Here is a 15,621-nt window from a genome sequence, read left to right as displayed (position 1 = left end):
AAAAAATTGTCCAAATCCATATAAATTAAAGGTTCCACCGATCCATAACGGTCGGCAAGACTTTAGAATAATGCAGTGAAAATTAGATGCTGTGGGGTTTTCAGCAATTAGAAACAAAAATTCCTTTTCTGACCAATTACCCTAGGGTAATTGGTATTCAGCAGGAGTTGTGATTCGGGGAAGCGGACGGGAGCAATCGGGAACCACCCAAACCTCCCAAGCCACACCTCAATCCAGTTGATAACTCACGGCTAATAGTTGAACTAACTCTGTTTAACGTAATTTTGCAAATCCAGAAGGAGTTCGCAATGAACAAAGGTGAATTGGTTGATGCAGTCGCGGAAAAGGCTAGCGTGACGAAAAAACAGGCAGATGCTGTTTTGAGTGCCGCCCTTGAAGCAATCATGGAAGCTGTCTCCGATGGCGACAAAGTGACGCTGGTCGGTTTTGGCTCGTTTGAGTCGCGGGAACGCAAAGCCCGCGAGGGTCGCAATCCCAAAACTGGCGACAAGATGGAAATCCCGGCAACCAGAGTTCCTGCATTTTCCGCAGGGAAGTTGTTTAAGGACAGAGTTGCACCCCCGAAAAACGCGGAATAGCTGGCGAACTGAGTCTTGATTAGACCTGTACACGGTGGGAATTTAGCTTGGGCAGCCGCAGTGGCAGGCTGCCCTGCCTCTGCTATTCTCGATTTTTCTGCGAGTATCAGTCCTTTGGGCCCTCCTGAGTCGGCCCTGGCTGCGATTCAAGCACACTTGAGCAGTCTGACGGCTTACCCCGATCCGGATTATGGGGAGCTCAGGACTGCTTTGGGGGAGGCTTTGAATGTTGACCGAGATTGGATTTTGCCGGGGAATGGTTCGGCGGAATTGTTGACTTGGGCGGCTTGGGATTTGTCGAAGCTGGAGGCGACTTATGTGGTGACTCCGGCTTTTGGCGATTACTCGCGGGCTCTTTCGGCTTTCGGCGCGCAGGTGCTGAAATGCCCTTTGGAACTCCAATCGTTGGACGCGGAGGCTGGAAGCCGGTTAGTAACGGATGATTTGTCGGTTTCTAACCGTTCCCTTGTCTCCCCTTCTCTCTGTCTCCCAGTTCCTCTTGCTATCGATGCCCATCGACGAGGTTTGCTGCTGAACAACCCGCACAATCCTACGGGTTTGCTGTTTGGTAGAGAGGCGATTTTGCCTTATGTGAAGCAGTTAGGTATGGTGGTGGTGGATGAGGCCTTTATGGACTTTCTACCGCCTTCTGAGCAGGAAACTTTGATCGATGCTGTTGAGGAGTTTCCGAATTTGGTGATTTTACGATCGCTCACTAAATTCTATTCTCTGCCGGGACTGCGCTTGGGCTGTGCGATCGCCCATCCCGATATTCTGCGCCGGTGGCAGTTGCAGCGCGATCCTTGGCCTGTGAATGCTTTGGCTGCTGCTGCTGCTGCTGCTGTGGTGCGAGATACTGTGTTTGAGCGGCAAACTTGGGATTGGCTGCCTGTTGCTCGCCGAGAGCTATTTGAGGGTTTGGCTAATTTACCGGGTTTGCAGCCTTTTGCAGGGGCGGCTAATTTCTTATTGGTTGAGTCGTCGATGTCGGTTTCTTCTATTCAAAAAAGTCTGTTGGAACGACACCGGATTTTGATTCGGGATTGTTTAAGTTTTCCTGAGTTGGGCGATCGATTTTTTCGGGTGGCTGTGCGCTCAAGGGCGGACAATCTGCTGCTAATTGCTGGACTTTCCGAAGTTATTCGTCAGTTGACGGTTGTCAGTTGACTGTTGACTGTTAACAACCAATAAAAGTTGACAAACCGATTTTATTGGTCGTTTGAGCGGACATCCCCAAGAAACCCGGTTTCTCGGATAAATATTGGGTTTTGCAGGGAAGTATCTAGGAAGAAACCGGGTTTCTGACCCGGCGCGCGGATCGTCCTAAACTAATGACTAATGACTAATGACTACTGACTTTTTTATTTATGCTTGACTATGATTTAGTGATTATTGGTGGAACTCCGGCCGGACGTTATGCTGCTTTGACTGCAACTAATTTCCCGGCTCGCGTTGCTTTGGTGGAACCGCTAAGTAATTCGCAAGATTTGCCGACAAGGGGTAAAGAGTCGATCGACCTTGGTTTGAGATACAGCCAAACTTTGAGGGAGGCTGCTCGTTTTGCCCAGCAGATAACCCGCCAGCAGTTGGGGGTTCGCTGGGAAGTCGCTAATTCCTCTATGCCGATCAAATTGGGGTTTGACGGGGTTCTAAAGTGGGCCGAGGGTGTTGTTTCTAATTTGTCAGAAATTGATGATCTCGGCGTTTTGGCTGCTCGCGGGGTCGATGTTATTTTTGGCAGCGGCGAGTTTGTGGCGAAACCGGATTTGGCTTTTGTCGCGGGCGGTAGGAAATTGCGATCGCTCTGTTATTTGCTGGCTTGTCCTACTCTGCCGACGATTCCCAATATAGAAGGACTTTCATCTGCTGGCTTTTTTACTTCGGAAACTGTTGGGGAATTAGCAAAACTTCCACAGTTGCCTAAAAGTTTAGCTGTTATCGGCGCCGATCCCAGCGGTGTCGAAGTGGCTCAGACTTTTGCTCGGCTGGGGGTTGCTGTCACTTTGGTGGTGAAAAGTTCGCACATTTTGGCTAAAGAAGACCGGGAGGCTGCTGGTTTGGTTCAAGCTGCAATGGAAGCTGAAGGAGTGCGAATTCTGACTGCTACTGAGGTGACTCAAGCGAGGGTGATTGAGGGTAAAAAGTGGATTCAAGCTGGGCCAAGGGCGATCGAAGCTGAGGAGATTTTTCTGGCCACGGGTCGCCAGCATCATTTTGCATGGTTAAATCTCGAAGCGGCTGGGGTTAAATTCAGCGATCGGGGGGTGATTTTAAATGAAAAGCTGCAAACAACTAATCGCCGCATTTACGCGATCGGCGATCTTGCTGGGGGTTATCCGTTCCCTCACATCGCTAATTGCGAAGCTGCGGTTGCTGTGAAAAATGCTTTGTTTTTGCCTATGTTTCAAATAGATTATCGCGGGATTCCTTGGGCAATTTTTTCTGACCCGCAATTGGCGAGGGTGGGCTTGACTGAAGCGCAAGCAAGGCGCCGTTTTGGAGACGATCTCATTATTGGTCGGGAATATTTCAAGAATGTTGAAAGAGCTCAAATGTCCGGCGATACAACTGGTTTTTGTAAGATTGTCGGGCATCGCAACGGGGAGATTTTGGGAGCGAGTATTGTGGGGCCACAAGCTGCTGAGTTGATTCACGCGATCGCCCTGGCTGTGCGTCACGGGATGAAGGTTGAGGCGATCGCCGAACTTCCTTATATTTGGTCGAGTTTTTCGGCAATTAACGGTCAAACTGCTGCTGCTTGGGAGTCGCAGCGCTTGGGCAGCAATACTTTTATGCAGAATTTGTGGGAGAATTTGTTTCACTGGCGCAGGTATTGGAATAAGTAAAGAAATCAAATGCTTGTAGTAGGATTTTTTGAAATTTTTATGATGAGCGCAGAGTTAAAAAGTAACTTGCTAATAAGCTCACTCAGCATTAAAAGTGTATGTCACTAAATAATCAAACCATAAGTGTGTAGTTGCTCTGGCGCCGCCAGAAATATGCAATTTTAATGTACCACAACTTAACTAATAACTGATGACTACTCACTGATAACTAATGACTACTGCTCTCGTTTCCGGTTGCATCGGAATAATAAAATCGAGTCAACAGTTAACACTCAACCATGCAGTTTTTCGACCCGCCCGTCAACAGTCAACAGTCAACAGTCAACAGTCCACAATCATGTATGGGTGCAACCGGAATTGATATGACTAATTATTGCTGGCGAGAGTGCAATGCTGGATTTGACGATCGCCGGTACAATGCGATCGCAAGCCATTCTCGCCCCAGAAAGGTTTCTTGCGACTGGCCCCACTTGCAGCGCTGCTAAACCACCGGTCAAAAATAATTCGCATCCGGGCCAACGCAGGTGTTTGTCTAAGACTGGCAAACCTTTAACTATTTCAATGGGATGCGTTTCTAGCATTTCTTTGAACATGGGCTCGGCTGCAATGTCTAGTTTGGTGCCGGTTGCTAGCCAAATTCGATCGACCAATAACGTCTCCCCACTGCTGCAATCAACAGTCCATCTGTTATTTTCCCACCGAACGCCAACAACTTCGCACTGTTCGTGAAATGTCAGTTTTTCGCTGCGGGAGAACCTCCGCAACTGTGTCATAATTTCCGGTGTCATCGAGCCGCCGTTGCGGGCTTGTTGAATGATTTCCCACCGCGAATGCCAATCTGGTTCGGCGGCGAATCCTTTGAGGTATTTTGGCCCCAACCAACCGGGTTCGGCATCAAATAGTTTTTCTTGGAAATAGCGCCTAGTCATTAACAGGACTGTTGCTCCTCTGGCGGTTGCTCCTACTGCTAAATGTCCGCTGGTTAGTCCGCCGCCGACAATTAATATTTGTTCTCCTTGCAATTGCAAATTTCGCAAATCTATTTGATGGGAGTGGCGAATTCTTTCGGCGGGATGCTGTGTTTGAATTTGATTTGCCCACGCTGGTAAATGCGGTTTTCCACTTCCGGCGGCGACAATTACTCGGCGGGCGATCGCACTTTTTCCGTCTTCAAACCACAGGCGGAAACGGCCGGATTTCGGCTGAATGCGGGTAACTTTTGCTTTGATAACTCGATCGCCCAATTCCCACCTTTTTATTGTGTCCCCGCAAAATTCCTCAAATAACCGACTTCCAGGCAAATCGTAGGGGGGAAACAATTCGCAGGAGCGATTTTGGGCAAACCTCCGCAATTCGTAAGGGTTGGGATCTGGGTGGTGGACTGCGGGCGATCGCAAATGCCCAATTTCTAAAGCTGCAAATTGCCTCCGCCACTGGATCAGCCATTCGCCACTCGGATCGAATGCTAAAAGTTTATCCCGGAGGCTGTTGCGTTTTTTCAATATGTGTGGTACCAGAGTCAGGGCGTGCGGCCCAGCGCCGATTACAGCTAAATCAATTTGGGGCGGCGTGGCTTCTGAGTTCGCTTGCATGAGAAGTGAAATTTGCGAATGATAACAATTCTCATCCTAGGTTGATCGAGCATCAAGTTTACGCCTTTCGAGAGCAAGGAGGATGGATGTTCCGCAGAAAGAGACAGGATACGCAAAAGCTCAGAAAGCGGTTTTCTGAGAGATTTCTGCCCATCCTGAGCGCACTGGGGCGCTCAGAAACCGAGTTTTTTAGCCCACCGGAATGAAAACCGATCTCGGAAAGCGTCGGGACGATCATCGGTGGGCGTTACGATAAAAGTAAAAAAAACTTGTAAAAAAAACTTAGCCGACTGCCTGTGGCGCTGCCTCAATTGCCAGAGCCGGCAAGCATCGCTGACGGGCGCTAATCTCTGCTTGGAGTGCCTGATTGACTTGGGCTAGTTTCATTCTCCGCTTCGGAACTTTGGCATTTAATACGTGATTCACTTCTGAGAATTGGGCAGCTTGTTATTGAATCTTGACAAATAATTCAGCTTGCGATCCGATGACTCCTAAGTGATCGGCAATTTTCTGGCGCACAAACTCGATTTCCTCTGCTTCCTGCTGTAAATGCAGAATCGCTCGAATTGTAATGATGAGATTAAATTATGAGCTAAACTAGACATTAGATTGAATAGGCGATCGCATTCCAGCATCGGTTTCAAAAATACTATTAAGTATCGGATTAGCCTCTTAAATTCCTCTTCTATCAACTGCTGTTGTTTAATCAGCCTTAGCCTTCTTCATTTTCTACTTAGTCTTAACTCAAGCATAAACAGCTCTTAGATAAAATCTTCCACTATTGTTTTAAACTGGCACTTTCATAAGTTGAGCCACAAAGTATATTAAGAAAAATGTACTTGACTGAATAGCACAGCAGAGCGAGCGAAAATAGTAGATAGTAACTCTAAGAAGCTTCGGGCTTGACAGAAGCCGTAGGAATACGTAGATATGATTAACCTTACAAAAGTTTTCCTAGGATATCACATTAACGAGGAAATTTACGCAGGCAATCGAACTCTAGTTTATCGCGGCATTCGCTCTTCAAATGGGCAACCCGTCATCATCAAACTACTGCGAAATGAGTTTCCCAGCTTCAACGAACTCGTTCACTTCCGCAACCAATACGTCATTGCTAAAAACTTAAATATCCCCGGCACTGTCAAGGTCTACAGCCTGGAGAGCTATCATAACCGCTATGCTCTGGTGATGGAAGACTTTGGCGGAATTTCCTTAAGTAACTACCTTGCTAGTGTAGCAGAAGCTAGCAACGAAACCCCAGAAGGCTTGCCCGTTAACGAGTTTCTTCCTATGGCGATTCAAATTGCCAACGCCCTTGACGGACTTCATCGCCACCACGTCATCCATAAAGACCTCAAGCCCGCCAATATTCTAATTAACCCCACCAGCAAAGAAGTGAAGGTGATTGACTTCAGCATCGCTTCCATGCTGCCGCGCGAAACCCAAGAAATTCAAAATCCCAACGTCCTTGAAGGCACTTTACCTTATATATCTCCCGAACAAACGGGGCGAATGAATCGAGGCATTGATTACCGCACAGATTTCTACTCGCTAGGAGTAACATTCTACGAATTACTAACAGGAAAGTTACCATTCCAAACGGATGACCCCATGGATTTGGTACACTGCCACCTCGCTAAGCAACCTATCCCAGCCTCAAGTGTCAACAAAAGCGTTCCATTGGTGCTGTCGGAGATTGTCAGCAAACTGATGGCGAAGAATGCTGAAGCTCGCTATCAAAGTGCCCTAGGACTCAAGTTTGATTTGGAAACTTGTTTATCCCAGTGGCAAGAGACAGGGGCGCTGACTAAATTTACCATAGGGGAGCGAGATTTGTGCGATCGCTTCATCATCCCCGAAAAATTATACGGTCGAGAAAGCGAAGTATTTTCGTTGCTAGCCGCCTTTGACCGGGTGAGTGCAGGTAGCACTGAAATGATGCTCGTTTCGGGTTTTTCTGGTATTGGTAAAACCGCTGTCGTCAACGAAGTTCACAAACCTATTGTCCGGCAGCGTGGCTACTTTATTAAAGGAAAATTTGACCAATTTCAACGCACCCTTCCCTTTACAGTATTTGTCCAAGCTTTTCGCGATTTAATGGGACAAGTGCTATCGGAAACAGATGCGAAAGTTGAACAGTGGAAGTGGGAAATTTTGGCAGCTTTGGGCGAGAATGCTCAGGTAATCGTTGAAGTCATTCCTGAACTAGAACGTATTATCGGACAGCAAGCGCCAGTCCCCGAACTTTCTGGAAGTGCTGGTCAAAATCGCTTCAATTTGTTGTTTGAAAAATTCATTCAAGTCTTCACAACAAAAGACCATCCTTTAGTGATTTTCTTGGACGATTTGCAATGGGCAGACTCAGCATCGTTAAAATTAATTCAACTGCTGATGAGCGACGTTGATAACTGCTATCTCTTTTTAATTGGAGCTTATCGGGATAACGAAGTTTTTCCCTCACATCCATTGATGCTGACGTTAGCAGAGATTCAAAAAACTGAAGCCAAGGTGAATACTATTACCTTAGCACCACTTGATCGAGCCGATGTAAATTGTTTAGTTGCCAATACTCTAGCTTGTTCTACAGCGTTGGCTCAGCCTTTGACACAACTCGTTTATCAGAAAACGCAAGGCAATCCATTTTTCAGCACACAATTCCTCAAATCTTTGCATGAAGATGGGCTAATTGAATTTAATTTTTATCTTCGTTATTGGCAGTGCGATATTGCCCGAGTGCGAACCTTGGCACTAACAGATGATGTTGTAGAATTTATGGCAGTTCAGTTGCGAAAGTTGCCGGCCCAGACACAGGAAGTTTTAAAGTTAGCGGCTTGTATTGGCAATCAGTTCGATTTGGCGACGTTAGCAATTGTTGATGAAAATTCGCCAGAAGAAACCGCATCGGCTTTATGGAAGGCACTACAAGACGGCCTAATTTTACCCATTAGCGAAGTTTATAAGTTTTATCAAGCAGAGGGAAATAGCGAATCGGTAATCAGTAAGGGGAAGCAATCTGAGCAATTACTAATTACCCCGGATCAATTACCCAAATATAATTTTTTACACGATCGCGTCCAACAAGCTGCTTATTCTCTGATTCCAGAAGACCAAAAGCGATCGACTCATTTAAAAATCGGTCAACTGTTATTACAGAATACACCAGAAGCCGAGCGAGAAGAAAGAATTTTTGATATTGTCAACCACTTGAATGTGGGAGTTGAGCTAATTACTCAGGAAGCAGAACAAGAGCAATTAGCACAATTGAATCTGGTTGCTGGAAAGAAAGCGAAAGCTGCTACAGCCTATTCTGCTGCGGTTGAATATTTGAACGCGGGAAGGGAATTACTGACAGCAAATAGCTGGGAGAGTCAGTATAAACTAACTTTGACTCTGCATGAGGAAGCAGCAGAAGCGGCTTATCTGAACGGCGATTTTGCAGAAATGGAGATATTAGCTATAAGAGTGTTGCAAAAAGCTATATCGCTGCTGGACAAAGTGAGGGTGTACGAAGTGCAAATGCAAGCTTATATGGGGCAGAATAAGCTACAAGAAGCACTAGGTATGGGGCTCCAAGTGTTAAAGCTGCTCGGAATAGAGTTTCACAACTCGCCAAACCAATCTGATATCGGACACGCGCTGACCCAAACCACTTCAATTTTGAGCGGAAAGCAAATTGAGAATTTAATCGATCTCCCTCAAATGACAGATCCGCATCAGCTAGCAACTATGAGGATTCTGTCAACTCTATTTTCCTCTGCTTACATAGCGCTGCCGTCCCTAGTGCCTTTAGTAATTTGCAAACAGGTCGATTTATCTGTCTTATATGGCAATGCTTCTGTATCTCCCGCAGCTTATGCTCAGTATGCTTATCTGCTCTGTGCGATGGGAGATATAGATACAGGCTATCAGTTCGGTCAATTAGCTTTATCTTTGGTCTCGAAGTCAAATGCTAAAGCAATCGCTGCCAAGGCGCAGTACATAGTTGCTGGTGGCGTTCAACATTGGAAAGAACATCTCAAGAATACAGTAGAACTTTTGCTTTCAGCATACTTTATTGGCCTGGAAACCGGAGAGTTAGAATTTGCTGGCTATACTATTAGCGTATATATTAATCACTCGTATTTTAGTGGTAAGCCATTAACGCAATTGGAACCAAAAATGGCAACATACTGGGAAGCCGTGCTGAAAATTAAGCAAGAAACACCGCTTCATTTTGTAGAAGTATTTTGGCAAGCTGCCTTAAACATGATGGGACGGGTGGAAAATCCCTGTCAGTTAAAGGGTGAAGTTTACGACGAAGATAAAATGCTGCCACTACACCAGCAAACTAATAATGGAGTAGCACTTCATTACCTCTACTTGAACAAGATTGTACTTTGTTATTTATTTGATCATTACTCGGAAGCACTGGAAAACATCGAGCGAGTAGAAAGTTATTTGGGTGCAGCTACAGGACAGATAACTTTTGCTATCTTCTATTTCTATGATTCTCTGGTGTGGCTGTCGGTATACTTGAATACTCCCTTTTCAGAGCAAAAGGAACTTCTTGACCGAGTACAAGCTAATCAAGAAAAAATGCAGAAATGGGCACATCATGCCCCCATGAATCATCTGCATAAATTCTATCTAGTGGAGGCTGAACGGCATCGGGTTTTAGGGAAAAAAATAGAGGCGATCGAGATGTACGACAAGGCTATTGCCCTCGCCAAAGAAAACGAATACATTAACGAAGAAGCACTAGCTCACGAACTCGCTGCCAAATTCTATTTGGAATGGGGGAAAGAAAAACTTGCCAAACCCTATTTAATTGATGCTTATTATGCCTACGCTCGTTGGGGAGCAAAAGCAAAGATTGACCATCTAGAACAGCGCTATCCCCAACTCATTGCTTCTATCCTGCAAAATGAGCGAACTTGCCAGAATCCCAGCGAAATGATTCACTCCTATAGCAAGAGTGAATGCTCCCTATCTAACAATAATAGAACACTTATCGGTAGCACCAGCAGTTCGGAGTTAGTAGATTTGCCGACAATTATCAAAGCTTCTCAAGCTCTTTCCAGTGAAATAGAATTAGAGCAATTGCTGACGACTTTAATGCAAGTAGTAGTTCAAAATGCCGGAGCACAAAGCGGAGCATTAATTTTGGATGAAGGTGGAAAGTGGAGAGTTGCCGTACACTGTACAAATCGCCAAAATTGTAATTTGGAATCACTTCTAGTTGAAGAAAGCAAAGCAATTCCTCTGAGCATAATTAACTACGTCAAACGTACAAAAGAAATTTTGGTATTCGATAGTGCCAGCACTCAAACCGCCTTCGCGGCAGATCCTTACATCATTGAGCAGCAATCCAAGAGCGTTTTATGCACTCCGATTCTCCATCATGGTAAAGTAATGGGCATTTTGTATTTAGAGAATAATCTCACAACGGGGGCGTTTACGCGCGATCGCGTCGCCATCCTCAATATCCTGTGCTCGCAAGCAGCAATTTCCTTACAGAACGCCCGACTGTATCAGCAATCCCAGGAATATGCCCAAAAATTAGAGCAGTCTATCCACGATCTCAAACAGATGCAGTTGCAATTGGTACAGGGTGAGAAAATGTCTGCTCTCGGCAATTTAGTCGCAGGGGTAGCCCACGAAATTAACAATCCCGTAGGCTTTATCGCCGGCAACTTGCAACCCGCTCAAGAATACGTCGGGGATTTATTCAACTTGATTGATTTGTATCAAGAAAGATTTCCCAATCCGGGAGGGGAAATTGAAACAGAAATTGAGGATATAGACTTGGAGTATTTGCGAGAAGATTTGCCCAAATTGATTGGCTCGATGAAGGAGGGAGTTGAGCGCATTCGCAATATCAGTACGAGTTTGAGAACGTTTTCCAGGGCAGATAGCGATCGACCAGTTTCTTTCAATATTCACGATGGGATCGAAAGCACTCTGCTAATTCTCAAGCACCGTTTAAAAGCCAGCGAGTTCCGCCCTGCCATTGAAGTTGTGAAAGAGTATGGTAACTTGCCCCTAGTGAAATGCTTTCCCGGACAGTTAAACCAGGTATTTATGAACGTACTGGCAAATGCCATTGACGCTCTGGAGGAGTCAAATAAGGAGCGCACTTTTAAGGAAATTAAAGCCAGACCTAATCAAATCACGGTTCAAACTGCTCTGAGCGAATCCAAAAATCACGTTTTGATTCGCATTAAGGATAATGGAGTGGGGATGTCGAACGAAGTCAAGGAAAACATCTTTAACCACTTATTCACAACTAAGTCTGTGGGTCAAGGAACTGGATTAGGGTTGTCTATAGCCCACCAAATTGTTGTGGAAAAACATGGAGGCACATTAGTGGTGAATTCCTCCCTCGGTCAGGGTTCGGAGTTTGTGATTTCTATTCCGGTGTGAGCAGTTCGTAGTAGGTCTTTAGCGCAATTAGCAGCGCCACCTCGCAATTATCAAGCCCCCTTATTAGAAGAAAGAGGGAAGGGAGAGCGGGGAACGAGCAACAGGCTAAGGGTTCTTTTGCTAGGAACTAGCGACCTACGGACTAGGGAAAGAAAGAATCTAGATTAATTCCCCCATCATCTGCCCGCATTTTATTCGTGATTGAGACAGCGGTTTGGAACCGCCCGCTTTACCAATACTCTTCCCTTTTTTTGTGCCCTGTTTTGAGTTATATCATTTCCGGTTACACCGGAATGATGTTGACGGTTGACTGTTGACTGTTGACTGTTGACGCCGTGAACAGTCAACAGTCAACAGTGAACTCGAATTTACTATTCCGATGCTAACGGATTTGATATTAAGAGTTTCCTTGAGATTTTAAGCCTCTACCTTACCAAAAGGAAAGCAGCTATCATGCTACGGAGATTGTGGAGTTAAATTTCATAATATGATAAGGCGCGCACCCTAGGTTAATAAGGTGCGCGCTTGACGCTTGACGCTGAGATGTACGGAGAGGGTGGGATTTGAACCCACGTTAGAGTTACCCCTAAAGTAGATTTCGAGTCTACCGCATTCAACCGCTCTGCCACCTCTCCAATTGATTTGAGATGTGAGCTAAAAGTATTTTACCGCACAGTGCGCCAGATTGTAAATCTTTATAAAAAAGAAGTTTGATTTTCTTCAGATTCCAAAGTGGTCTTAAATCCCCCTGCTGGAGTCCACTGGAGGGCTCCGTCGCGCCCTGTCCAGAATATCTGGGTTTTGCTTTGGCGCAGTTGGGCTGCGGTTTCTGGGTCTATTTCGTCAGCAGATGCGATCGCCACTTGCGGCCCCACTGCGCCCAATAACTCGGCCGTCAAGGCTTTTCCTGACCACCACAGCACTTGAGCCGGCTTCAAGGTTCCCGTTGCTGCCAATTTTTTTTGCGCTTCCGGTGTCATTTCACCGACGAGCAACCAAGTTCGATTTCCCACCAGGAATTCTACCACTGGAATCTCCGCATTCACCAACTGCAACCGCGTCGAACCCAGATCAACTGTACTGTTAGTTTCTAAAGGAAAGTAAACGCCTTGGCGAGATTGCACAGCCGTCATAAATTCCTGACTGTTGCCACGGTGAATTTGTTTCGGAGCATTGTTATCATAAAATGTTTTAATTGGCAAGCGTTCTAGTAATTTTCCCCAACCGGCGCTCAAACCTAAGTGACCGTGAGTGGCGATCGCAAAATTCACAGAATTGACTCCTTGCTGCTGCAAAAAAGGCAACACTGTAAACCTTACGGTATTTTCATCACCGCTATTAATTAGCGCCACTTTTCCCCTATCTTGAATTACTAAAACAGGCTCGCCAGATGTCGCCAGCAAAGTAACTTGAAATAAAGATGATTGAACGTGCCAAGCTGGCAAAACTATGATACTTATTCCCGCCACAAGCGCCAGCGGTAAAATCCAAGCCGATGAAAAACTCGGCAGCGAAATAACTCTACTTTTCCCCTTCTTTTTTCTTCCTTCCTCCTTCTTCCTTCTTCCCTCTTCCTTCTTCCTTCTTCCCTCTTCCTTCTTCCTTCTTTCCCCGCTCCAAACCCAGCAAATTAAACTGTAAAGCGCTATTAGCTGAAACACCGATACTTGACCGACAGCTACCGAATTACCCGGTAATTGCGAGAAATATTGGGCGATCGCAATTAACCCCTTTGCCGGATAATCGAGCAGTTGCGCTAAAACACTGCCAGCGGGCGGAAAAATCAATCCAGCTAAAGCGCTAACCATCCCCCCAATACTCAAAATCCACAGCAAAGGAGCCGCAATAATATTAACTAAAATGCTGTAAGGTGATACCACACTAAAAACATAAAGTAACAGCGGCAGCACCCAAACTGAAGCGGCGATCGGAACCACAACAATCGAAGCGATCGCGGGAGGCATCCAGTCCAACTTTGCCATCAGCGGGGGCGTTGTCACGATTAACCCCAAAGTCGCCAAAAAACTCAGTTGAAAACCTAAATCCCAAATCCACAAAGGGTTAACCAGCAGTAAAATAGTAGCAGCGATTAACAGCAACCCCAGCGGCTTAACTTGGCGGTTCAGCACCAAAGCAAATAAGGTTCCAAATCCCATCAAAGCAGCGCGGCATACTGAAGCTTCAAAGCCAGTTAACGCCACTAGCAAAAATAAAGCACCGACGCCAAAACTAAATTGTAATTGTTTGGAAAAACGTCTGGTTAAACCTAGAACTAAAGCCAAAACCATTGAAACTTGAGTGCCGGAAGCTGCGATCGCGTGGGCCAATCCAGCCTGCACAAAATAGTCGCGGATATTGTAAGGTAAATCTACTGCTTGTTTGCCGAGGGCGATCGCACTGATTAAGGGCCCTTCGGGAACATTTAACTGCGATAGTTGCGATCGCACGATCCGTTGCCGCATCGCTTGAATTTTCGATGGCTGCATCCCGCTGGGCTCCAAGAAAGCAGCCGTTTGGCTGTTAACTCGATTTACATCCGCAATCGCCTTTTCTCTCGTCCAGTCAATTTGACGACCTTTGAGTCCTACAAAAGCTCCTTCTCTGGCTAAATATGTTTGAAAATCAAAAGCCCCCGGATTCGACGGCGGCTGCGGTTTGTACAAGGAACCCACAACTGCGATCGTATTGTCGGCGTACAAACCCGTTGCTTGCAGCAGGGGAACTGTAACGTAGAGTTTGCCGGATACTGGGCGGTTGACAACTGCTCCTCCCTCGCCGCCGTTGATTTCGCTAACTAAATCTGTTTCTAGCCAAAATTGCGATCGACCCGATCGAGTCAATCGAGGCGTACTGACAACTCTACCGCGAACTGTCACTGCCACTTCTTGAGTGTTCCCGCCAGCCGGAATCAGTTTGCTGATGTCATCTACTGCCGGTTGGGGCGATCGAACTGCAAAATAAACGCTCGCTAGAAATGCCACCAAACCCGCAACTGCCCACACCCATTTCGCTCTCGGCAGCATCTCCAACAAACTCAATTCTTCCCTCGTATCTAAGGGTTCTTCAAGAGCATTTTCTTTTTGCCGGGTGCGTCTTTTCTTGGTGACTTTGACAGAATTTTTAGTAAATTTTCGCAACAATTTTGGCATGGCGATCGCCACCGCTATTCCCAAAGCAAGTATCCCGTATCTACCCCAAGAAACCGCTGTAGAAATCAATCCCAAAATGTAGGCAAGACAGAAAATGGCACCCGTTGCTTGATTCATTAATTAGTAATTTAGAGGGGGAATATTTCAGGGAAACCTATGCGGGACCTATGCACTCCTTACCAAAAAAACCGGGTTTTTAAACCTAGATCAAAAGCTAAACGCTGTGTATTTAGATAAAAAACCCAGTTTCTCGCTACCCGTGCGTAAGTTAGGGCAAAATTTCTTTCCTTACATTCTTTCCCTTCCCCTTCCCCTTCCTTTTCCTCTTCTAAATAGACAGCCCCAATTTTAAACCGAAAGCCGCGTGCAGCACCATAAGTGCAAGGGCGGTCGTGCCTAAATAAGCGTGAACCGCGCGCAGTGCCAGCTTATTGCCCCCAAAACCAGTTAGCGAAATCAAGCTGCCAACAGCCAGTAAAACCAGCACTGCCGAACCTGTCCAAAAATGCGGACTTTCCATGACTGGCTGGTGCTGCATCACCAGCGACAGCAAGCCGCCTGTATAGCCCAAAGCTAGAAACAGAAACATCCACGGTGCAAGCTTCCGGTGATCCGAGCGACTTTTGAGTGCGACATCTTTATCGGCGGCCAAACGTCCCTGCCATCCCGTATACCCGACAAAACTGCCCATCGCCACCACCACTATCCCCATCATTACAGGGTGTCCCCAATGGGTAATTGGTTCGGGAATTCCCATACTGCGAAATTGACTGGCGATAGGTTCTAGTAGTTCGCTGAGATTTATCATTTGCTTGAGATTCCTAACTTTGCGATCGCTAATTTTGATTTAACCAACAACTTGCTCTAAATAGCAATATATCGATCGCGATTTTCAATCACTGTTTCCAGCCAGAAGTCTGTATAAAATAAAAGAGCCGGACACAGGAGAAGTGTATTCCCTAGCCTCAGCCGGGGAGCGCCCATTTCAGTTAATTTGAGTTGAGCAGTATCCAGTTTTTTGTCCCCACACCCG

8 protein-coding genes and 1 tRNA gene are annotated in these 15,621 nt (G+C 46.1%); 4 read left to right on the top strand and 5 right to left on the bottom strand.

Annotation, left to right across the window (positions count from 1 at the left end; genetic code table 11):
* Positions 1–290: 290 nt before the first annotated feature.
* The 3 genes from QUA47_RS11760 to QUA47_RS11750 all read left to right on the top strand — a co-directional run bounded on the left by QUA47_RS11760 (position 291) and on the right by QUA47_RS11750 (position 3,445).
* Entirely contained in the window at positions 291–599 is a 309-nt protein-coding gene (locus QUA47_RS11760) for an HU family DNA-binding protein (RefSeq protein WP_278187376.1), read from the top strand.
* Positions 600–614: 15 nt separating this feature from the next.
* Positions 615–1,766: a threonine-phosphate decarboxylase CobD gene (gene cobD, locus QUA47_RS11755; RefSeq protein ID WP_333430865.1), complete on the top strand. Its 1,152-nt coding sequence runs from the start codon at positions 615–617 to the stop codon at positions 1,764–1,766.
* 200 nt (positions 1,767–1,966) lie between these two features.
* On the top strand, positions 1,967–3,445 hold the full coding sequence (locus tag QUA47_RS11750; RefSeq protein ID WP_333430864.1) for an NAD(P)/FAD-dependent oxidoreductase: 1,479 nt from the start codon (positions 1,967–1,969) through the stop codon (positions 3,443–3,445).
* Positions 3,446–3,780: 335 nt separating this feature from the next.
* On the opposite strand, the gene QUA47_RS11745 is transcribed toward QUA47_RS11750, so the two are convergent.
* Both QUA47_RS11745 and QUA47_RS11740 read right to left on the bottom strand, forming a co-directional pair.
* A complete protein-coding gene (locus QUA47_RS11745; protein WP_333430863.1) occupies positions 3,781–5,037 on the bottom strand; it encodes an FAD/NAD(P)-binding protein in 1,257 nt (418 codons plus the stop codon).
* Positions 5,038–5,319: 282 nt separating this feature from the next.
* Positions 5,320–5,463: a hypothetical protein gene (locus QUA47_RS11740; RefSeq protein WP_333430862.1), complete on the bottom strand. Its 144-nt coding sequence runs from the start codon at positions 5,461–5,463 to the stop codon at positions 5,320–5,322.
* A 504-nt stretch (positions 5,464–5,967) separates the two neighbouring features.
* Between QUA47_RS11740 and QUA47_RS11735 the strand changes: the two genes are divergently transcribed.
* Positions 5,968–11,439 carry an AAA family ATPase gene (locus tag QUA47_RS11735; protein WP_333430861.1) on the top strand — a complete coding sequence of 1,824 codons (5,472 nt, stop codon included), beginning with the start codon at positions 5,968–5,970 and terminating at the stop codon, positions 11,437–11,439.
* Between the two features lie 548 nt (positions 11,440–11,987).
* Here the strand turns inward: QUA47_RS11735 and QUA47_RS11730 are convergent.
* The 3 genes from QUA47_RS11730 to QUA47_RS11720 all read right to left on the bottom strand — a co-directional run bounded on the left by QUA47_RS11730 (position 11,988) and on the right by QUA47_RS11720 (position 15,396).
* Positions 11,988–12,074: transfer RNA gene (locus QUA47_RS11730), tRNA-Ser, on the bottom strand.
* 60 nt (positions 12,075–12,134) lie between these two features.
* The gene (locus QUA47_RS11725) at positions 12,135–14,705 is read right to left on the bottom strand and encodes a ComEC/Rec2 family competence protein (RefSeq protein ID WP_333430860.1); all 2,571 of its coding nucleotides are present in this window, start codon (positions 14,703–14,705) and stop codon (positions 12,135–12,137) included.
* Between the two features lie 211 nt (positions 14,706–14,916).
* Positions 14,917–15,396 (bottom strand): DUF4079 domain-containing protein, encoded by a 480-nt coding sequence (locus QUA47_RS11720; RefSeq protein ID WP_333285484.1) that lies wholly within the window; start codon positions 15,394–15,396, stop codon positions 14,917–14,919.
* Positions 15,397–15,621 lie beyond the last annotated feature (225 nt).

Source organism: Microcoleus sp. MON2_D5, assembly GCF_036701905.1.
GTDB lineage: Bacteria > Cyanobacteriota > Cyanobacteriia > Cyanobacteriales > Microcoleaceae > Microcoleus.
Note: the sequence above shows the minus strand (reverse complement) of the source record. Positions and strands in the feature narration are given on the sequence as shown.